16 protein-coding genes are annotated in these 18,669 nt (G+C 73.5%); 1 reads left to right on the top strand and 15 read right to left on the bottom strand.

The genetic code is table 11. The features are described from left to right. Positions 1-50: 50 nt before the first annotated feature. From OG259_RS01250 to OG259_RS01195, 12 genes are all read right to left on the bottom strand, one after another. Positions 51-1,319, bottom strand: coding sequence for an NADase-type glycan-binding domain-containing protein (locus tag OG259_RS01250; RefSeq protein ID WP_328940454.1), 1,269 nt, complete (start codon positions 1,317-1,319; stop codon positions 51-53). Positions 1,320-1,324: 5 nt separating this feature from the next. Beyond that, complete coding sequence (locus OG259_RS01245; protein ID WP_328940453.1) at positions 1,325-1,918, bottom strand: phage tail protein; 594 nt, start codon at positions 1,916-1,918, stop codon at positions 1,325-1,327. Then, entirely contained in the window at positions 1,915-3,903 is a 1,989-nt protein-coding gene (locus OG259_RS01240; protein WP_328940452.1) for a putative baseplate assembly protein, read from the bottom strand. Before OG259_RS01240 ends, OG259_RS01245 begins: the two co-directional genes overlap by 4 nt. A gap of 10 nt (positions 3,904-3,913) precedes the next feature. After that, positions 3,914-4,312 carry a GPW/gp25 family protein gene (locus tag OG259_RS01235; RefSeq protein ID WP_030317086.1) on the bottom strand — a complete coding sequence of 133 codons (399 nt, stop codon included), beginning with the start codon at positions 4,310-4,312 and terminating at the stop codon, positions 3,914-3,916. Positions 4,313-4,361: 49 nt separating this feature from the next. After that, positions 4,362-6,176, bottom strand: coding sequence for a VgrG-related protein (locus OG259_RS01230; RefSeq protein ID WP_328940451.1), 1,815 nt, complete (start codon positions 6,174-6,176; stop codon positions 4,362-4,364). Further along, entirely contained in the window at positions 6,173-6,913 is a 741-nt protein-coding gene (locus OG259_RS01225; protein ID WP_328940450.1) for a CIS tube protein, read from the bottom strand. The genes OG259_RS01230 and OG259_RS01225 overlap by 4 nt, the downstream gene beginning before the upstream one ends. 1 nt (position 6,914) lies before the next feature. After that, positions 6,915-7,352 (bottom strand): phage tail protein, encoded by a 438-nt coding sequence (locus tag OG259_RS01220; protein WP_266900547.1) that lies wholly within the window; start codon positions 7,350-7,352, stop codon positions 6,915-6,917. 53 nt (positions 7,353-7,405) lie between these two features. After that, a complete protein-coding gene (locus OG259_RS01215) occupies positions 7,406-8,152 on the bottom strand; it encodes a hypothetical protein (RefSeq protein WP_328940449.1) in 747 nt (248 codons plus the stop codon). Between the two features lie 2,295 nt (positions 8,153-10,447). Beyond that, a complete protein-coding gene (locus OG259_RS01210) occupies positions 10,448-10,600 on the bottom strand; it encodes a DUF6760 family protein (protein WP_266900549.1) in 153 nt (50 codons plus the stop codon). After that, the gene (locus OG259_RS01205; protein WP_266900550.1) at positions 10,597-11,016 is read right to left on the bottom strand and encodes a hypothetical protein; all 420 of its coding nucleotides are present in this window, start codon (positions 11,014-11,016) and stop codon (positions 10,597-10,599) included. The genes OG259_RS01210 and OG259_RS01205 overlap by 4 nt, the downstream gene beginning before the upstream one ends. Then, a complete protein-coding gene (locus OG259_RS01200; RefSeq protein ID WP_073814308.1) occupies positions 11,016-11,459 on the bottom strand; it encodes a phage tail protein in 444 nt (147 codons plus the stop codon). The genes OG259_RS01205 and OG259_RS01200 overlap by 1 nt, the downstream gene beginning before the upstream one ends. 92 nt (positions 11,460-11,551) lie before the next feature. Then, on the bottom strand, positions 11,552-13,138 hold the full coding sequence (locus OG259_RS01195; protein ID WP_328940448.1) for a phage tail sheath subtilisin-like domain-containing protein: 1,587 nt from the start codon (positions 13,136-13,138) through the stop codon (positions 11,552-11,554). A 399-nt stretch (positions 13,139-13,537) separates the two neighbouring features. Here OG259_RS01195 and OG259_RS01190 point away from each other — a divergent pair, with 399 nt between their 5' ends. Beyond that, positions 13,538-15,208 (top strand): COG1470 family protein, encoded by a 1,671-nt coding sequence (locus OG259_RS01190; protein WP_328940447.1) that lies wholly within the window; start codon positions 13,538-13,540, stop codon positions 15,206-15,208. 90 nt (positions 15,209-15,298) lie between these two features. On the opposite strand, the gene OG259_RS01185 is transcribed toward OG259_RS01190, so the two are convergent. The 3 genes from OG259_RS01185 to OG259_RS01175 are packed head-to-tail and all read right to left on the bottom strand — an operon-like array spanning position 15,299 to position 18,629. Then, positions 15,299-17,299, bottom strand: coding sequence for an ATP-binding protein (locus OG259_RS01185; RefSeq protein ID WP_328940446.1), 2,001 nt, complete (start codon positions 17,297-17,299; stop codon positions 15,299-15,301). After that, positions 17,296-17,979 (bottom strand): DUF4255 domain-containing protein, encoded by a 684-nt coding sequence (locus OG259_RS01180; protein WP_328940445.1) that lies wholly within the window; start codon positions 17,977-17,979, stop codon positions 17,296-17,298. The genes OG259_RS01185 and OG259_RS01180 overlap by 4 nt, the downstream gene beginning before the upstream one ends. Next, positions 17,979-18,629, bottom strand: a complete 651-nt coding sequence (locus tag OG259_RS01175; RefSeq protein ID WP_266900555.1) for a helix-turn-helix transcriptional regulator — start codon at positions 18,627-18,629, stop codon at positions 17,979-17,981. Before OG259_RS01175 ends, OG259_RS01180 begins: the two co-directional genes overlap by 1 nt. Positions 18,630-18,669 lie beyond the last annotated feature (40 nt).

The following is an 18,669-nucleotide window of genomic DNA, read 5'->3' as shown; positions in this document are numbered from 1 at the left end:
CCTGAGAAGGGGTCCCGGCGCGATTTCCGGCCTTTCCCGCTCGCACGCGGTCAGGACACGGACCTGCCGAAGAACTCCAGCTCCGCGACGGCCACCTGCTTCGTCGGGTCGGCCCGCCACGCCGTGCGCAGCACCAACTGCACCGTCAGCGCGTCCCGCACCCGCACGTCGACCCGCTGGGTGCCGCCGTCGTTGATGCGGTGCTGCGAGACATGCGTCTCGCCCGAGGAGTCCTTGACCACGAGTTCGAACGTGCGCGGGGTCGCCTGGCCGTCCGCCTGCGTGGTGTTCTTCGAGCTGCCGGGGGTGATCAGGACGCTCAGCAGATCGGTCGGCTCGGCGAACCGGGCCTCCATGTACTGTCCCGCCGAGTCGCCCGCGTACCCGGTGCCCCACCAGGTGTTGGAGTACCCGTCGCCCGCCAGCTTCGCGTCCTGCTTCGGCGCCGAGTGGGAGGCCGCCCAGGCCACGGGGTGGACCGGAACCCGCTTGGCGAAGTGGTCCTGGACCGCGCGGACGGCCGGCGGGCCGCCGACGATGCCGCCGACGACCACGACCACGATCCCGGTGACGATCAGGGCACGGACGATCCATCGGCTCCGGTCGCGGGCGAGCCCGGGGCGCCGGCCCGCGTACGGGCCCTCGGCCGTCGACAGCTGCTCCGGGACCATGGGGGTGGCGCAGAAACGGCAGAAGTGTCGGCCCGGGGTGTTGGCGAGCGAGCAGGCCGGGCAGGGGGTGCCGCCCTCCACGGGGGCGGGCGCACCGGCGGCCCGCACCGTCGGCCGGGCGGCCTCCGGTCGCGCGGGGAGCACGGGCGCGGCGACGGCGGGCTCCGCGGGCCTGTTCCCGGGGACCGGGACGAGGAGGGACCGTACGAGCGTGTCCGAGGGCCCCTCGGTCGCCGGGCTCGCCTCCGGTACGGGGGTGGGAGCGGGCGTGGGTGTCTCCGAGGCGGGAGACACGGCGGGCAGCGGGGCGGTCACCTCCTCGGGGCCGACGGAGGGTTGGCCGTCCGTCGCTTCGGCGGGGGAGTCGGCCGGACTCGGCGCAGTGGCGGGCTGCGGCGCTTCGTCCGCCGACGCGGTGTCCGGCTCCTCCCGGACCGTCCCCACGGATTCCGAGGCAGACGGGGCGGACGGGGCTGACGCGGCGGCCGCGGCGGACGGGGCGGCGGCGGACCCGCCCTCCGTGCTCGCCGCTCCGGCCGGGCTGTCCCAGCGCAGGAACGCCCCGCAACTGTCGCAGAACGACTGGTCCACCGCACGCACCGGGCTCGCGCAGTCCGGGCAGGGACGGGACTGGGGCGCGTCACTCATCAGGGTCAAGCTCCTTCGGATGTACGGGAAGAGGTCGCCGACGGCGGCGGGGAGGTCGTCACCGAGACCGTGAACGGCAGGTGCGCGGGGCGGGCCGCGGCCACGACCGCGCGCAGTCGGTGCGGATCGACGGAGGCGGGGTCGGCGACCCTGAGAACGACGTGCAGCCCGGCCACCGGCGCCCCGGGGAACGGACCGAGCGGCGCGGCCGACCAGCTCGCACCCCCGCTCTCGGTGATCTCCGGAGGAACACCGAAGGCGAGCCGGACCGCGGCCGCCAGACCCTGCCGGGTGCCCCGGACCCGGTGCAGCGCCACGGCCGAGGCGACCGCGTGCCGACGCAGCGCCAGCGGCTCGTCGCCGTCCAGCTCCGCGCCGACCCAGGTCGCGAGATAGTCCACGAAATCGTCGGGGGCGAGCGCGGGCGAGAAATACGCCTCCAACGAGTCGAGGACGTTGAAGAGGGGAGCGAGGACGACGTCCAGACCGGACACGAACCGCTGCCCGAAGTCGTCCTCCGCGTAGACGGCGGGCAGCGCCGCACCCAGCGGGTACGGGGTCGCGAGCCCGGGAACCGTACCCCGCGCGGACCCGCTCACCGCGCCTCGATCACACGGACACGGTGATCGAACGGGAAGAGCAGCGCGGACGGCGTCAGCTCGATCCGGTCCGTCGTGTCACCCCTGCGGCCGGTCAGCGGGTCGGCCGGATGCAGCAGGACCTCGTCCACCAGCTCCACGCCCGGCACCCGCTGGAGCGCTGCGAAGACCTCACCGGCCCGCAGCGGACGCCCGAACGGCCAACCCTCGCCGTGCGCCCCGCCCGTCAGCGGGTCCAGGTACGCGTACAGCGTGTCGAGCGCGTCGGCACGTACGCGCTCCGCCTCGGCCGCCCGGAAGGAGTGCAGCGTCGCCACCACCGTCACGCCCTGGTAGAACGGCGGTCCGACGGCGAGCCGGGTGCCCAGCGGGCGCCTCTCGTCGAGGAAACCGGTGACCCGGGACAGGAGTTCCTCGCCCGGGACGAGCTGCTCGAACCGCAGCCGGCCGCCCCGGTCCGGAACGGCCTGCGGCACGACCAGGACCCGGACCGCGTTGTCACCCGCCTCGGCCGCGTCCGCCGCCAGGCAGGCGATACGGGCGGCCTCGGGCGCCGCCCGTCGGGCCAGCTCCTCGTAGTCCCGGGCGGTGACCGCCCGTTCCTGTGCCCGCAGGCTGATCGGCGCCCGGGACTTGGCCTCCTCGACGGTCTCCCCGTCGACCCCTCCCCGTGCCGCCTCGCGGTTCTCCACCCGCGCGATGTACGGGATGGAGCTGCGCAGCACCGTGATCGTGGAGCGGGCCACGTTGCCCGCCCGGCCGCCACCGGTCCCGTAACGGACCGCGCGGATCGCCGCGCCCTTCGGCGGCACCGCCCCGAACTGCCGCAACGTGCCGTCCGGTTGACGTACACACGGCCCGAAGGCGATCTCCCCGGTGGTCGCGTCGAGGGTGAAGTGCCGGTCGCCGGGGCGAGAGGAGGCGAAGTCGCGGACGACGGTCCACTCCTGCCAGCCGGCCTCGGGGTCCTCCTCGTCCATGCCGCCGTCCGCCCGCTCGGCGACCTGGAGCAGCAGCGGCGGCCGGTCCACGACCGGCGCGTGCGCGAGCCGCACCCGCTGCGCGGGGACGCCCTCGGACTCGCCGAGCTGCTCGCTCCGAACCGCTTCGGCGTGCGCCGCGCGGACCGTCCCGCCGATGGTGAACGCCCCCGCCGCCCGTACCGTCGGCGACTCGCTGTACGAGGGCAGACCCGCGGCGGGCTCCACCACCCGGCAGCGCACCCAGCCCGCCTCGTGCCCCCCGAGGCGGGAGACCGCGTGACCGGACGGCATGTGCAGGACCACCTCGCCCGGGCGGTTGAGCCCGCCCGTGGAGTCCTCGTCGATCTCGCACACGACCCAGCCCTCGGACCCGGTCCACGCCTCCCACACCAGCGGAGGCCGGCGCGGGTCCACGCCGACGCCGTCCACCCGGCTGTCCAGATCGAGGACGAGCACACAGTCCGGCACGGCCGCCGAGAGGCCCAGCAGCAGCAGATCACCGACGCGCGGCAGCGGAGAGAAGGCGGGGACGTCCTCACCGCCGAGCAGATCCTGCGAGCGGTCCTCGGGGGAGCCCCCGGCCTCCTGGCGCAGGAGATGGGTCAACGAGCAGGGCACGACGGTCAGATCCGCGGACGTCGCGAAGACGACCGCCTCCTCCGTCTCCGTACGCCCCGTGGACACCTCCGTGCCCGTGGGCAGCACCACGGGCTCCGGCTGCGGCGCGGAGAGCCGGAAGGTGATGTCGGCGCGGGCGGCGGCGGGCGGGAACAGCGTCACCCCGAGCAGGTCGAGGAAGGCCAGATGGTTCTTCTCCGGGACCCGGTTGAGGCGGTAGACCAGCTGGTCCGCCATGTGCGCGACCGCCTCGACCAGGGTGACACCCGGGTCCGAGACGTTGTGGTCGGTCCACTCGGGGCACGCCTGCTGGATGTAGCGCTTGGCGTCGTCGACGAACTGCTGGAAGCGGCGGTCGTCGAGATGGGGTGCGGGCAGGGCCATGGCGGCTCTTTCAGTCCTCGGAGGGGATGACGTAGAAGGGGAAGACGAGGTTGCGCGGGTTGTTGGCACCGCGCACCCGGTAGCGGATGTCGATGAAGAGGGTGGTCGGTTCCCCGGGGGCGGGAGAGACCGTGACCTCCTCCACGTCGATGCGCGGCTCCCAGCGGTCGAGCGAGGACATCACCTCGTACCGGACCCGGCCCATCGTCGAGTCGTTCACCGGGGCGAACACCAACTCGTGGACCGCGCAGCCGAACTCGGGCCGCATCGGCCGCTCGCCCGGTGCGGTGGCGAGGACGAGCCGCATCGACTCCTCGATCTCCCGGTCGCGTCGGACGAGCGCGATGGAGCCGCTCGGACCGGTCCGCAGCGGGAAGGCCCAGCCCGCGCCGACGAAGTGCTCACTCAAGGGAAGGTCCTCCTCTGGATTCCGTGGGACGGGGCGGTGGGGGCTGTCATCAGAGCGGCATGTTCGCCATGACGGGATTGGGGAACGGGGCGGTCGACGTGTAGAAGAACGGCGAGTTGACGACGGCCTGCGTCAGCGCCGACACCTTGAACTTCGCCCCGGCCTTGATGTCCACACCGAGCCCCGCGTTCAGCGTGATCCGCCCCTTGGCGGAGAGCGTCAGATCGGTCCCCGACTCGACCGTGACCCCCCGCGCCCCCGAGATGGTGACCGTGCCGTCGCTGTCGATCGTCAGGGTGGTGCGCGCCTCGTTCAGCTCGACGCTCAGCGCGCCCTTCGCGGTGCGCAGCCGGATGCCGTGCGAGGCACGCGTCCGGCCGCCCTCCTCGCGCAGCTCCACGGTGTGGCCGGTACGGGAGGTCAGAGCGCGCCACTGGACCCGTCCGCTGGTCGGGTCGACCGGCGGCACCCGGTCGGTCGCCGGAGTGTGCTTGTCGACGCCGTTGTACAACCCGGCCAGGACATAAGGGTGTTCGAGGGAACCCCGGTCGAAGGCGCACAGCACCTCGTCGTCCACCTCGGGAAGCATCAGGCCCCCGCCACCGCGTCCGCCGAGCTGGGCGACCCGGCACCAGCCGCTCTCGTACGTCGCCGAGAGCCACGGGAAACGCAGTCTGACCCGGCCGAGGGAGAGCGGGTCCTTGGTGTTGGTGACCAGCGCGACCGCGACACCGGGCATGGGCGGCGCCGCTTCACCGCCGCCGGACGCAGTCCCGTACAGCGAACGGAACTGCCGGCCGGACACGGTCAGCCAGGTCGCGAACTGCCGTCCCGACGCGAAGACATGACGCACGCCCGTGGCCGTGTATCGCCCCTCGAAGGGGAAACCCGCGCCCTTCACGGCCACCGGCTGCCCCGGCTTCAGGGACGGATTTCCGGTGACGGCGACCTCCACCTCCGCGAACGAACCCGTGACGTCGTCGGCGAGCGCCGTGGCCGCCTGCGTCACCTCCGACTGGGTGGTGAACGGCGTGTCCGTCACGGCCAGTTCGGCCGGACCGAACGGGGCGGAGAGCTGCGCCGGGGTGATGTCGGAGACGATCTCCTTGCTCGCCACGGCGGGCGTCGGCGAGGACAGCGCCTGCTTGGTACGGGGATCCCAGCCCCGCACGTCCACCTTCCCGACCTGCCCGGCGGCGGTGACCGACACCCGGCTCTGCAGGGTGTTGCTCCCGAAGTCCAGGACGTACGGGCTGGCCGCGGCCGGCGTGGTGTCGGCGGGCGCGGAGGAGGCCGGGGGCAGCGCGGCGAACACCAGGCGCCCCGCCGTGTCGAGGGAGAGCCGGACGTCGTTCTCCCGCGCGAGCCGGGACAGGAAGTCCCAGTCGGTGATGTTCGGCTGGGTCGCCAGCTCGTACACCGTCGGAGTCGCGTCGATCCTGCCCAGTGGAATGCGGTTGAGTCCGGCGAGCTTCCGGACGATGTCGGACGCCGTCATGTTCGGGTAGCCCTCGACGCGCCGGCTGCGCAGCAGACGGTGGCCGGGGTCGTAACCACGCACGATCAGATACCGGCCGTGGCCGGGAGCCGCGTCCACCTCGACGGCCGTGACCTCGCCGGTGAGCATGGGCTCGCCGAGCTTCCCGTCGGTGAAGGGCGACAGCACCGCCATCGCGCCGACCTTGAGGAACGGGAACTTCGTGGTGAGGGTGCCGTCCTTGTCGCTGAAGGTCAGCTGGAAGGCCGACGGGACATTGACACTCGCGTCCACCCAGCCCTCGGTGAGGCGGACCGCGAGCGGGTCCGGCAGCGGCGTGCCGTCGAGCTGCACGTGGAGGACGGTGGTGAAGGTCTTCTCGCTCATGAGGCGCCCTCGGTCTCCGGCGTTTCGGTGGTGGACGGGAGCAGCAGTTCCGTGCCGGGCCGCAGCCGCATCGGATCGTCGATGCGGTTGGCCTCGGCGATGACACGCCAGCGGGTCGCGTCGCCGTACTCGCGCCAGGCGAGGGAGGCGAGGGAGTCCCCGGCGACCGTGCGGTGCACTCGACGGGCCGAGAGCGCGCCGGACGTCGGATTCTGCTTCTTGGTCGCGCTGGAGATCTCCGTGAGGGAGAGCGAACACGTCGCGCGGATCGGAATGCCGCTGGGGCTGAAAAGGGTGTACGTCGCCGACACGGAGGTCACGTACGCGACGAACTGCACGGTCGAGAACGACCCCCAGGAGAACTGCACCCACGGCGGCGACGGCGCCTTCGCGGCGATGCTCTGCTGGGTCACCTCGCAACAGGAGAGCAGCAGTTCCACCTGCTGCTGCACGTCGTTGGAGGACGGATCACCCGAGCGGTCCAGGAACACCTCCAGCTGGAGCTGGGCCGGCTCGCTGCCGGTGAACTTCGGCGGCGCACCCCGGTCGTACGCCACGGCCTGCTCGGTGAACCAGTGTGCGGACCTGCTCAGTTGGAGCTGGTCCGGATTGAACTCGAACTTCACCTCGCCGAGCTTCCCGCCGTACGAACTGGAGAGGTCGGTCGGCGGCTGGTGGATGGCGAGCGAGGCGCGGGAGAGCCCGCTGGCCATCAGCCCGCCGAAGGACGGGGCCATCTCAGGCGCCTCCCGCGTCGGTGAAGCCGTGGTGCGCGATCTCCAGGGTCTCGGTCGCGACGGCCGGGTTGGCCGGGTCGAGCGTCGGCCCCGTCCAGCGGACCGGCAGCACCTCGACCAGGCCCCACTGGGCGACCGTCGAACCGTCGGCACGCAGCGCCGCGATCTGAGCGGTCGGACGGGTGATCCCCGTGGCGAGCGACGAGATCCAGGCGGCGACCTGTGCCGTCTCGGGAGTGAGGGGGCGGGTGAGACGGATGGTGGAGAACGTGACGCGGGTGGGCAGCTGCCAGACGAAGCCGTTGTTGCCCCCCTCCCGGCGCTGCTCCACCTCCACCTCCGAGGCGAGACCGTCGCAGCTGTTGAACAGGCCGAGGTCCTCGCCGTCGATGGTGAGCTTGAAGAAGACGGTGGATGCGGGGTCCAGCTGCTGGGGCATGGTGGCGGGTCTCTCGGATCGTCGGTCTGTGGTGGTGGTTGACGGGCGGTCGGTCAGCGGCCGTGGTCGCGGAGGCGGCCCACCCGCTCGCGGTCGGCACGGAGCTCGGCGCGGAGGAGCCGCGAGAGCGGGGTGACGAGACGGCGGGCCAACTCGTCCAGCTGGGTGGGCGATTCGGAGTCGGCGGGGGCGGGGCCCGGGGAACGCTGCACGGCGACCTCGGCGGATGTGGTCCGGCTGACCGTGGTGACGCGCGGGGCGTGCGAGGCCGGAGCAGGGGTGGCCGAGGTCCGCTGGAGCGGGGTCGGGGCCGGAGGCGGGGTCAGGGCCGGGGTCGCCACGGGAGGGGCCGACCTTGAGGCGGTCACGGCTGCCGGGCCGGCCTCGGGAGCGCTCTGACGCTGGACCACCACCGGCCGGGCGACGGGCCGCGCGGCGGAGGGCGGGGCGAGGGGGACGACGGGACGGGGGGAGGTGAGGGGTGCGACGGGAGCGCGCTGGACGGTGGGGGTGGTCGGCGCGGTCCGGGCAGTCGAGCCGGTCGAGCCGGTCGAGCCGGTCGGTACGGAAGGGGCGGGGGCGGCGGCGGTCGGCGAGAAGAGGGGAACGGGCGCGGGCGCGGCCGGCTGGTGGCCGGGTGAGGTGCGGGCGGCCGGGCTGGAGGAGTTACGGGGCTGGGCGGGCGCGCTCGCACTGCTCGGCAGACTCGGGGTGAGCGGCCGGTCGGTGGCGAGCGGAAGTGTGGCCCGGCGCTGCACGGTGGGCGCGGTGGCCCGGGGGAGGTCGGCGACCGTGACCACGGGCGTGGCGGGCTTGGTGGCGGGTACGCGGACGGGCGGCTGCGCGGCGGACGGGGTACGCGGGCCGGTGGCCGCCGGGGGAAGGGGGGAGTCGGCGGGGCTCTGAGGTCGGGGTGTGGCCGTGGCGCGCTGGACGACGGGGGGAGCCGGCGTGGCCGGAGGGTGACCGGCTGCGGCGGCTCGCGGAGCCGAAGCAGTCGAGGGGGCGGCCTCTGCGTGGTGCTGGTGCGCGGCCGCCCGCTGCAGGGGCGCTGGTGCGGCCGGGCTCGGGGCCGCGGCGGCCCGTGGGGGCGCCTGCACCGGCAGCGGGGCACCGGCGACGGGGTCGACCGACTGAGGGGCGGGCGAGGCGGGACTGCCAGGGGCGGGCGAAGCCTTGACCGGAGGGGCGGTCGTCTCCCGGCTCGTGGACGCACGCGTGATCGGCGCGCCGATCGGGGACCGTCGCGGAGCGGGGTTCGCCCGCGGTGCCGGTGCTTCGGCGGTGGCGCGCTGAACGGGTGCACCGAGTCCCGGCCGGACCGGGGGAATTGCGGTGGCCGGGTTCGGCCGAGCTGCCGGGGCCGTCGGGGTGACGGGGTTGGTGGCGGGGGCCCGAGCGATCAGGGGAGCCGGGGCTGCCGGGCTCGCGGGGGCCGTCGCCGAGGTGGGAGAGGCGGGACGTACGGGCGTGGCCTTGGCCGTCGGCAAGGTGGCAGCAGAGGGGGCGGGGGATGATGCCGGGGCCGCCGGGGGCGTCGAGGATGCCGGGGCCGCGGGAGTGGCGGGGGTCCGAGCGACCGGTGTCGCCGGTGTCGAGGGGTGCGTGGGTGTGGCGGGACCGGCTTCGGGTGCCGCAGCCCTCGGGGGTCCGGGCGTGACGGGGGTCCTGGCCACCGGGGTGGCGGGCCCTGCCGGAGCGGTGGAAGCAGCCTTGGGTCGCGATGTCAGAGGCCCGGTGGGTGCGGCGGAACTGCTCTTCGGCGCCGGACCTGCCGGAGCCGCCGGACCGGAGGGAGCGGTTGCCGACGCAGGACCGGCGGGGCTCGCCTGCGGTCGTGGAGCCACCGGGGCCGGCGGGGCGACTGGGGCCGTCGGAGCCACGGGAGCCGCCGGGGCCGCCGGAGCAACAGGCGGCGTGGAAGCCGTCGTGCTCCAGTCGGCGCCCGGGGCGCGTCGCGAGCGCCGTACGGGAGGGCGTCGCTGCACCGGAGTGCTCGGCGCGCCGTCGGGAGTCCCGGGCCCTACTACGGGGGAAGCGGGGCCCGGGACGTTCTGGGGCCGCCCGGCAGCCGAGGGCTCCGGTGCGGCGGTGACGGGCGCGGGCAGGGGCGTCGCCGCGCTCTCGGGTGTACGGGCGGGTTCCGCCGCCCGCTGGACGGGGGGTGTGCCGACAGGCCGGGTGGCACCGGCCGGGGCGAGCTGCCGGGGCGGTTGTACGGGCCGGGCGGAGACCAGCGGCGAGCGTCGGACGGGCGCGGGACGTACGGGGCCCGGGCGTGGGGCATCGGCGGACGGCATGGCCGCACCAGGCTTGTCCGCGCCCGGGGTCGCGGAGGTCCGAGCAGCCCGGTCCGGACCACTGGCGGGCACAGCGGCACGCTGAACCGCCTGAGGCGCGGACGGGGACGCACCCGAGGCCGCCGTCGCCCGCCGCTTGCCGCCACCCCGTACCGGAGCGGCCGGAACCTCACCCCGTACGGGACCGCCGGACTCACTCCGTACGGGACGAGGGGTCCCCACGCTCCGACCGTCCGGCGCCGCGACCGCGCGCTGGAGAGCCGACGGCGTGGCGCCACGACTGCCCGCATGCGCACGTGCGCCCGCACCCGGGGCCGACGGCCCGGGGCCGCCCGCGGCCGCAGCGGACGGCGAAGGCCTGGCGGACTCCGCCGCCGGGCCCGCACCCGTCGCCGAGCCCGCCACCGGCAGCCGCAGCCCCGGCAGCTCCGCCCTGTCGGCGGGGCCCGTCGACTCCCGTACGGGAACGGGACGTACCGCGTCCAGCATCACGCCGCCGGGCGCGTCAGGTACCGCCCCATGGCCCAGGTCGGTGTGGAAGGAGGGGTTCCACTGGGTGGCGAGCGAGGTGGCGAAGCCGTGCTCCGAGACCGTGCGCGGACCCGAGTCCAGCACCCGCTGCACGGGCGGCAACCCTCGCCACGCGTCCCCGGGCGCCGCCGCGGGCGCGCCGGGAGCCACGCTCTCGGCGGGCGCGCCGGCCCCCACACTGTGCGACCCGCGCGATCCGCGCGCCGCCCGCCACTTCCCGAACATCCCCACTGACTCCTCCAACCTCCCTTCCCTGTCCTGCTGTTACGCCTGTGACCGCTCCACCAGCGAGGCCACCTGGGCCACGTACTTCCGCCGGTCCGCGTGTTCCAGATCGAGGATGTCGTCCATGCCCCAGTGGAAATGGAAGGCGAGGTACGCGGTCTCCTCCTCGATCCGGTCGGCCGCGTACGTCACGATTCCCCCAGGCGGCTCCCGGCCAGCTCGACCTCGAAGGACTCCTCGCAGTGCGGGCAGGCGACGGCGGCCCTGGTGTGGCCCTCCGCGTTGATCTGCCGGTAGAAGTCCTGGAGGAACGCCAGGTCGGAGGCGAACATGTTCTCCACCGTCCCGTCGTGGACCGACGGGAGCGTGCCGAGCCGGGTGATCACCCGGCCGAGCAGCACCACGGACAGGTACGCCGGGTTCTCGCGGACCCGGATGTCCCGCAGCGGGAGCAGTTCGTCCCTGGCCGTGGCCAGCCGCATCGCCCCGTTGCGGTGCACGGTGCCCGCCTCGTCGACGAACCCGCGCGGCAGCTCGAACTCGAACTCCGTCCGGAGCGGCTCCTGTTGGCGGCCCTGCAGTGCTCCCGCCGATCCCTCGCGTCGCATCAGCCGAGCGTCAGCTCTTCGAAGGTGATGGTGACCTGCTCGGTCAGGGCCGCGGCGTCGCCGGCCTTGGTCGCGCTCAGCTCCACCTTGGTGCACCAGGCGTTGCGCAGGTTGTACCGCTTCACCTCGGTGAGCTGGTAGTCCAGGAAGATGATGGACGCGTCCTTGCGGGCCGAGCCCATGTCGCCCGCGATGGAGGACGTGATCCACTCGGTGAAGGCGGCGGACTGGGTGGCGCCGCGGGTCACCGTGCACTCGCCGGCCTTCTTCACGCCGGGAAGCTTCTTGATGATCGGCTTGCCGTCCGCCGAGACCTGCTGGAACTCGATGACGTCCTGCTCCATCGAGAGGCCGCTGATCTCCTGCAGGGTCTCGACCATGACGCCGTCGATCTGCAGGCCGAAATTGTGGGTAGTGAGGGCGTCACCGGTGTCGAGGGACATGGGGGTTCACTCCTGTTCAAGGGGTGGATCCGCGCGGCAGGCGCACGGACCCGAGGTCGGAAGGGGGCGGGGCGACGAGAGGACGGGGAGGACTACTCCTCCAGCTCGCCCCCACCGCCCTGGATCTGCGCGAGCCGGAAGACCACGAACTCGGCGGGCTTCACCGGGGCGATGCCGATCTCGCAGACCACGCGGCCGAGGTCGACGGACTCCGGCGGGTTGGTCTCGGCGTCGCACTTCACGTAGAAGGCGTCCTCGGCACGCTGGCCGAACAGGGCCCCCTGACGCCACTCGTTGACGAGGAAGGCGGAGATGTTGCGGCGGATACGGGCCCACAGCGACTGGTCGTTCGGCTCGAAGACGACCCACTGCGTACCGACGAGGATCGACTCCTCGAGGTAGTTGAAGTAGCGGCGGACGTTCAGGTAGCGCCACGCCGGGTCGGAGGCCAGCGTCCGCGCGCCCCACACCCGGATGCCGCGGCCCGGGAAGGCGCGGATGCAGTTCACGCCGATCGGGTTGAGGAGGTCCTGCTCGCCGCGGGTGATCTGGAGCTCCAGGTCGACCGCGCCACGCACGATCTCGTTGGCGGGGGCCTTGTGGACTCCGCGCTCGGCGTCGTTGCGGGCCCAGACGCCGGCCATGTGGCCGGACGGCGGAACCGTGCGGGTCTGTCCGCCGGCCGGGTCGAAGGACTTGATCCACGGGTAGTAGAGGGCCGCGTAGGCGGAGTCGTAACCGGCGAGCTCCTGACGCCACTTGCGGACGTCGCGGGCGTTGAGCGACGGCGGCGGGTCGAGGATCGCCATCCGGTCGCCCATCAGCTCGCAGTGCGCGATGAGGCCGATCTGGACCGCCTTGACCTGCTCCAGGTCGATGAGGCCCTGCTGGTAGGCGGCCATCAGGTCGGGCACGGCGACCATGTTGATCTCGTCGTACGCCTCCAGGCCGCCGAAGCCGGTGCGGTCGGCGGAGTCGCCGATGAACTGCCCGGACTCCAGGGCGGCGACGTCGGCCCGCGCGTCGACCTGCGCCGGAATCTGCACGGGCGGGGCGAGGGTGACGGACTGCGCGTCGGGCTTGGCGAGCTGCCCGCCGGCCACGGCCTCTTCGAGGACGATGGTCTTGGAGCGCTGCTTGACCTGCGCGACGACGTAGTTGCGGGCGCTCTTCTTGGCGGAGGCGTCGAAGCTCTCGACGACCTTCTCGCCGTCCTTGACCACCAGCTTGAAGCGCTCGGTCTCGCCCTCGACGTCCTGCACCTCGACGGTGAGTGCCCCGCCCGCCTCGGATCCGGCGGCGATCGCGGCGACCTTGAAGGTGCCGAGCGCGACGGCCTCACCGGAGACGAGCTGCGGCGCGGCGGCGACGGCGGCCGCGGCCGATCCGACGGCCCGTGTGGAGCCCTGTGCGTCCCCGCCGCCGACGCGCACGACGTACGCGGCGGTGCCGCCGTTGTTGAAGAACCCGTACACGGAGTGGGCGAGGTAGTACCCGTCCGTGAAGTCACCGAACGACGCCACGTACTGGGACCAGTTGGTGACGAGCACGGGCTCGTTGAGCGGCCCGACGGGCGAGAGCCCGACGAACGCGGCGACAGAGGTTCCCAGGCCCTCGATGGGACGGGAGCCGCTGGCGACTTCCTCGACGTAGACGCCGGGGGACAGGTACGTGGGCATGGTGCGTGTTCTCCTCGGAGAGCGTGGTTCTGCGGAAAGCGGTGGCTCTGCGGTGTCACAGCGTGGGGCGTGCGGTTGCCCGCGTCCGGCGTGCTGCGGTGCTCGACCTCATCCCGCTCGCCCTCCCCCCGACCGTGGACAGCGGTCGTACGCCTCCGACTCTCGCCGAACCGCGCCGCCCCGAGCAGGGGAGAAGGGGCGCTCACGAGGGCAGGGCCGATTGCCCTCGCGGACATCGGACACCCGACGTCCGACCCTCGGTTCGTGTGCCGGGGGCCCCGAGCCCGGGCGCTGCCGCGGGCCCCCCGCCGCCGACGGGCCGCCGGGGCACGTCGCGCTGCCCCCGAGCAGGGACTTTCGGGCAGCCGGACACCACCCGCGCGCCCTTAACGTTCGCCCATGACCATGTGGACCTCTCTGGACCCGGCCGAGGTGACCGTCGAGCCCGGAGCACGGGCCGGCGCCCGACTGCGGGTGCGGAACACCGGCGACACCGTCGAGGAATACCGCCTCTCGCTCGTCGGCAAACCCTCGGGCTGGTCCCGGATCGAGCCGGACGTGCTCCGCCTCTACCCGGGCAGCGAGGGAACCGCCGAGATCTCCTTCGCCCCGCCCCGCTCCTCGGACGTGGAGGCAGGGCCCGTCGCGTACGGCATCCGTGTCGACCCCCGGGAGAACGCCGGCGCCCGCGACGTGGTGGAGGGCCGGCTGACCATCACGCCCTTCACCGAGACCCGCGCCGAACTGCTGCCGCCCGCCCTCCTCGGCCGCTTCCGCGGACGCGCCCGGATCGCCGTGGACAACCTCGGCAACATCCCGCTGACCGCGTCCCTCGTGGCGCGCGACGAGGCGAACCGGCTCACCTTCGACGTCACACCGAACGCCGTACAGATCGCCCCGGGCCGAGCCGCCTTCGGCGAGCTCGTGGTGCGACCGCAGGCCGTGCGATGGACCGGGGCCGAGGAGTCGCACCGGTTCACCGTGGCCGTACGGCGGGCCGGCGACGACACCGCCCTCGACCTCGACGCGACGTTCGACCAACGCCCCGTCTTCGGGAACTGGCTCGTGGTGGCGGGCGGACTCCTGCTGACCGCCGTGATCGCCTTCATCGTGCTCTGGATCAACTTCTCCCCGACGATCGTCAGCGCGGCGAAGGAGGCCCGGGCGACCAACGCGCCCAGGCCCGCGCCGCAGGGCAAGGGGGACACGCTCCCCGACGCGCCGCCGCCGCCCGGCGAGTCCGGTGGACCCACCCCCGGCGGGCCGCCGCCCGGCTCCCTTCCTCCCCTGACGGACGACGGGCCGCCTCCGGGTGGCGGAGACGACGGGACGGGTGACGGCCCGGGCGGCGGCGGACCGACCGACGGCGGCGCCCCCGGAGGTGGTGGCGGCAACGGCGGTGGTGGTGGAGACGGCGGTGGCAACGACCCGACCGAAGGCGGCCAGGACCCCGGTGACGGCGGGGTCCAGCAGCCCCTGGCCCCGACCGCGCCGGCACAGCAGGTCACCGTGCCGCCGTGGCGCACCGGCTACCCGAAGGACCCGGTCGTCGAGTTCGCCCAGGAACGCCTCGCGGCCCTGGGGAACAACGCGTGCACGCTCAAGCCGGGCTGGAGTCCCGGTGTGATCGACGCGCGGACCCGGGCCTCGATCGCCTGCTACCAGCACGCCGTCGAGGACGACGGAGTCAACAACAACAAGAACTCCGCCGCGATCCTCAAGACGGACAAGGAAGGCGAGCTCGGCCGGGCCACCCTCACCTCCCTCTGGGCCCAGCGCATCACGCCCGACTCGGTGAAGTCCGGTTCGAGCACCATGCAGACCACCCAGCTGATGGCGGCCTTCTGGTGGGCGTACAACCGTCAGTTCAGCCCGAGCGACCTCGACAAGGCGCGTGAGCGCGCCCGGATCGGCATCGACTACTTCCGCACCGGCAAGCAGACGCCCACCCGGTACGGCAGCAGCGTCGCCGAGCACATACGCCAGTACCAGACGGCCGTGGGACTGTCCCCGACCGGCACGGCCGACTGGGCCACGATCCGCATGATGGTCGGCGGAAGCGTCATGTGACCTGACGGGCAAGGGATCCGACAGCGCACGAGAGGGGGCCACCCGCACCGGGTGGCCCCCTCTCGGCTGCCTCTGCAACCCTTCACACCGTTACGGGGCCCAGGGCGCCCCCGCGTCCGGGACCAGCCGCCCCGCCTTCCGGTACTCGCGCCGCGCCCCGGCCCGCACGTCCTCGCCGGTCACCGCCGAACCACGGGCCGCCGCCAGATACCCGGCCGTCACCGCGGCCGACCGGATCGCACCGCCCGCCAGCTCGAACTCCTCGGCGCAGCGGACGATCTCCTCCTCCACGTCCCCCGCCTTCGGGGTGCCCGCGAGGCAGGAGTGCCAGAGCGAGACCCGCTGCTCGGGGTCCGGGAACGGAAAGTCCACGACCAGGTCGAGCCGGCGCGTGAACGCGTCGTCGATGTTGGCCCGCAGGTTGGTGGTGAGCACCGCGATCCCGTCGAACGCCTCAAGACGCTGAAGCAGGTACGCGCTCTCCAGATTGGCGTACCGGTCGTGCGAGCTCTTCACCTCGGACCGCTTGCCGAAGACCGCGTCGGCCTCGTCGAAGAGCAGCACGCAGTCCGTGCGGTCCACCTCGACGAAGATCCGCTCCAGGTTCTTCTCCGTCTCGCCGACGTACTTGTCGACCACCGACGAGAGGTCCACCACATAGAGGTCCAGGCCGAGTTCGCCCGCCACCACCTCGGCTCCGAGCGTCTTGCCGGTGCCCGACTCCCCGGCGAACAGCGCGACGACACCGCGCCCCCGCCCGCCGCCGGTGCGCAGCCGCCACTCGCCGAGCACCCGGTCCCTGTTGCGGGCCCGGCCGGTCAGCTCGTGCAGCAGCCCCAACGGCTCCTCGGGAAGGACGAGATCGGGGAATCCGACCGCCGGCCGGATCCGCCGCGCATGACTGTCGAGCAGCGGCGCGGAGACCAGCCGAGCGCTCTGCTGCACCTGCGCCAAGGTCACGGCGGTGCCCTCGAACGCGGCGAGGGCCCGCGCCGCCCGCGCCGCACGACGGATCTGATCGCCGCTGAGGCGGTACGGGGCGGTGGCCTCGGTCAGATCGAAGTCGCCTTCCAGCGCATCGAGTTCGCGATGCCACAGACCGGCCGGTCCCGCCCCGGCATCCGGTGCTTCAAGGGTCACGAGCTCCGCGTCCGGCGCCCATCCGGGGTCGGGCGCGTCACCGCCGGCGAGGACCACCGTCGTACCGGACGAGGCGAGTACCCGCACCAGCGGTCCGGGCCGCGACGGCAGTGGCTCGACGACCACGGCGGCGCCACGCAACCGGGCCTCGCGCAACAGCGCCCGCGCCACCACCACGTCGACGGAGTCAGGGCGGTACCGCAGCACGGGCCGCCCGGCGCCGAGCAGCGCGGCCACCACGTCTTCGGTGGCGGCCCCGGGGACCCGCTCCCGCAGATGGACGGTGACGGGCCCGGCAGCGGCGACACGAGCGCCGAGGGAGGAGGGGGCCGCGTCCGACACCGCACCGACGGAGAACGGCATCAACAACTCCACGCCGACTCCGGCGAGTTGAGGATCCATCCGGGTGTCGTCACCCAACAGGTGCGCCACCACCCGCTCCGGTACGCGCAGCGCCCGCCCCGGCAGCGGCCGGTCCTCGTCCTCGACGTCGAGCAGACCCCCGGAGCGCAGCGGCGCGGCCGGATGGAAACGGTCACGGCCCACCGGGTCGTGGGGACCGGTACCCGCGAGGTCGAGGGCGAGCGCCACGGTGGCGCGCCGCCGCCCGACGTCGTCGTTGAGATACCCGTACAGCGCCTCGAAACCCCGGTCCACGTCGGGCGCGAGCGCCGCGAGCAGGATGTGCGCGTCGAGCGAGGACAGCCCGAAGGCCCGCGCGAGCGCGCCGAGCCGATCGTCCCGACCCAGGTCCGGCAGCGGCACGCCGACGGCGTGACCCGCGTGCCCGTCCGGCCCCGAGGCGATCCGACGGGCCGCCTCCTCGGTGACGTAGAGCCCGCGCATGGGATCGCCGGCCGTGGGGTCCCCGGCACTCCGGGCGTCCACGAGCGCGGCGACCCGTGCGCGCAGGGCCTCGATGGAGTGGAGGACGACGGAAGGCTCGCTCATGTGTCGCCGCCCCCGTCCCGCGATCCGGCGACAGCGCTGCCGCTCTCCTCTTCCTTGCTCTCCCCGGTCTCCTTGATCACCGGGCGCCGGATCATCCGGGGCCTGGACGCGGCGGGCGCACCGCCGATGCCCCGTACGACGATCTCCCCCTCGGTGACCGGCGGCGCCACCTCGTACACGGGCGTGACCGGGAACGGAGTGGTGATCACGACGTCGAGCGAGGGCTTGAGCTCGCCGCCGAGCGCCGACCAGATGTCGGCGAGGGAGCGCGACTCGGCGGGCGGGACCGCGACGGAGATCGGCAGGGAGGTGGCGATCGGGCGCACCGACTCCGGTACGGCGTCCCTGGGCAGCACCTCGTGGGGGAGCAGCAGTGCCATCGCCCCCGACAGCAGCCGGTGCTCGTCCTCGGGCCGGGAGGTCCAGGCGGTCACCAGGTAGGAGAGCCGGAACCATCGCGGCGGCTGGCGCCTGCGCGTCACGATGCCCTGCGCGTCCCACTCGGCGTAGGCGCCGCGCTCCCGCCGGGCCACGTCCTCCCGGATGTCGTACAGATAGGCGTTGAGGGTCGGGGCGTTGCGGCGGGCCGCCCAGTCACGGGTCGGCGCGTCGAACGCGACGTCGCCGGTGACGGCGGGCGTGAGCAGACGGCGCAGCGCCTCGTCTATCTCATGGATCATCAGATGTAGCCTTCGCGGAGCGCGTACGCGACGGCATGCGCCCGGTTGGTGAGCTGCAGACGCGTCATCAGCGCGTGCAGGATGTTCTTGACGGTGCGTTCGGAGTAGGCGAGCTTCTCGCTGATCTGGCGGGTGTCGAGGCCCTCGGCGAGCAGCCGCAGGACGTCCACCTCACGCGGCGCCATCCCGAAGAGCGGCGCCGCCCCACCGGTGGCCGCGCCCGCCGTCGTCGCCCGCTGCAAGCGGCCCACCTGGTTCAGGAGACGGCTGACGAGATCCGGCGGGAGCTCTCCCTCCCCGCGTGCCGCGCTGTGCACGGCGCTCAACAGTCTCTGCTCGGTGGCCTGATGGCGCCAGATGATGGCCCGCACCCCGTACTCGACCACGGCCAGCAGGTCGGGCTCGCGCAGTTCGCGCGCGACGAGCACGACCCGCTGGTCCCTTCCTCGCAGCAGGCGCCGCAGTTCGGCCGTGGTGGGATCGTCGATCCGTTCCGCGAGCATCACCGCCACCGCCGGGGCGTCCCGGCACCCGTCGTCCTGGTCAGGAACGACGTCTATGGTCGGCTGGTGCCGCAAGTGGCTGATGAGGCCGGCCCGACTGAGTGGGTCGGATGCGTGGACGGTCACCGTCACCCGCTTGGTGAGCACTTCCGCTACCTGCTCTTTCTCACTCGCCTCGACGTCCGGG

Origin of the sequence: Streptomyces sp. NBC_00250 (genome assembly GCF_036192275.1) — a bacterium.
Lineage (GTDB): Bacteria > Actinomycetota > Actinomycetes > Streptomycetales > Streptomycetaceae > Streptomyces.
The sequence above is the reverse complement of the archived record's forward strand: the minus strand, read 5'-3'. Positions and strand labels throughout refer to the sequence as shown.

Bases quoted from the DNA above. Each gene is read 5' to 3' on its own strand.
- OG259_RS01205 (WP_266900550.1), bottom strand. From the start codon at position 11,016: ATGCGACGCGAGGGATCGGCGGGAGCACTGCAGGGCCGCCAACAGGAG.
- OG259_RS01250 (WP_328940454.1), bottom strand. From the start codon at position 1,319: ATGAGTGACGCGCCCCAGTCCCGTCCCTGCCCGGACTGCGCGAGCCCG.
- OG259_RS01230 (WP_328940451.1), bottom strand. From the start codon at position 6,176: ATGAGCGAGAAGACCTTCACCACCGTCCTCCACGTGCAGCTCGACGGC.
- OG259_RS01240 (WP_328940452.1), bottom strand. From the start codon at position 3,903: ATGGCCCTGCCCGCACCCCATCTCGACGACCGCCGCTTCCAGCAGTTC.
- OG259_RS01190 (WP_328940447.1), top strand. From the start codon at position 13,538: ATGACCATGTGGACCTCTCTGGACCCGGCCGAGGTGACCGTCGAGCCC.
- OG259_RS01195 (WP_328940448.1), bottom strand. From the start codon at position 13,138: ATGCCCACGTACCTGTCCCCCGGCGTCTACGTCGAGGAAGTCGCCAGC.
- OG259_RS01220 (WP_266900547.1), bottom strand. From the start codon at position 7,352: ATGCCCCAGCAGCTGGACCCCGCATCCACCGTCTTCTTCAAGCTCACC.
- OG259_RS01180 (WP_328940445.1), bottom strand. From the start codon at position 17,979: ATGATCCATGAGATAGACGAGGCGCTGCGCCGTCTGCTCACGCCCGCC.
- OG259_RS01200 (WP_073814308.1), bottom strand. From the start codon at position 11,459: ATGTCCCTCGACACCGGTGACGCCCTCACTACCCACAATTTCGGCCTG.
- OG259_RS01185 (WP_328940446.1), bottom strand. From the start codon at position 17,299: ATGAGCGAGCCTTCCGTCGTCCTCCACTCCATCGAGGCCCTGCGCGCA.
- OG259_RS01225 (WP_328940450.1), bottom strand. From the start codon at position 6,913: ATGGCCCCGTCCTTCGGCGGGCTGATGGCCAGCGGGCTCTCCCGCGCC.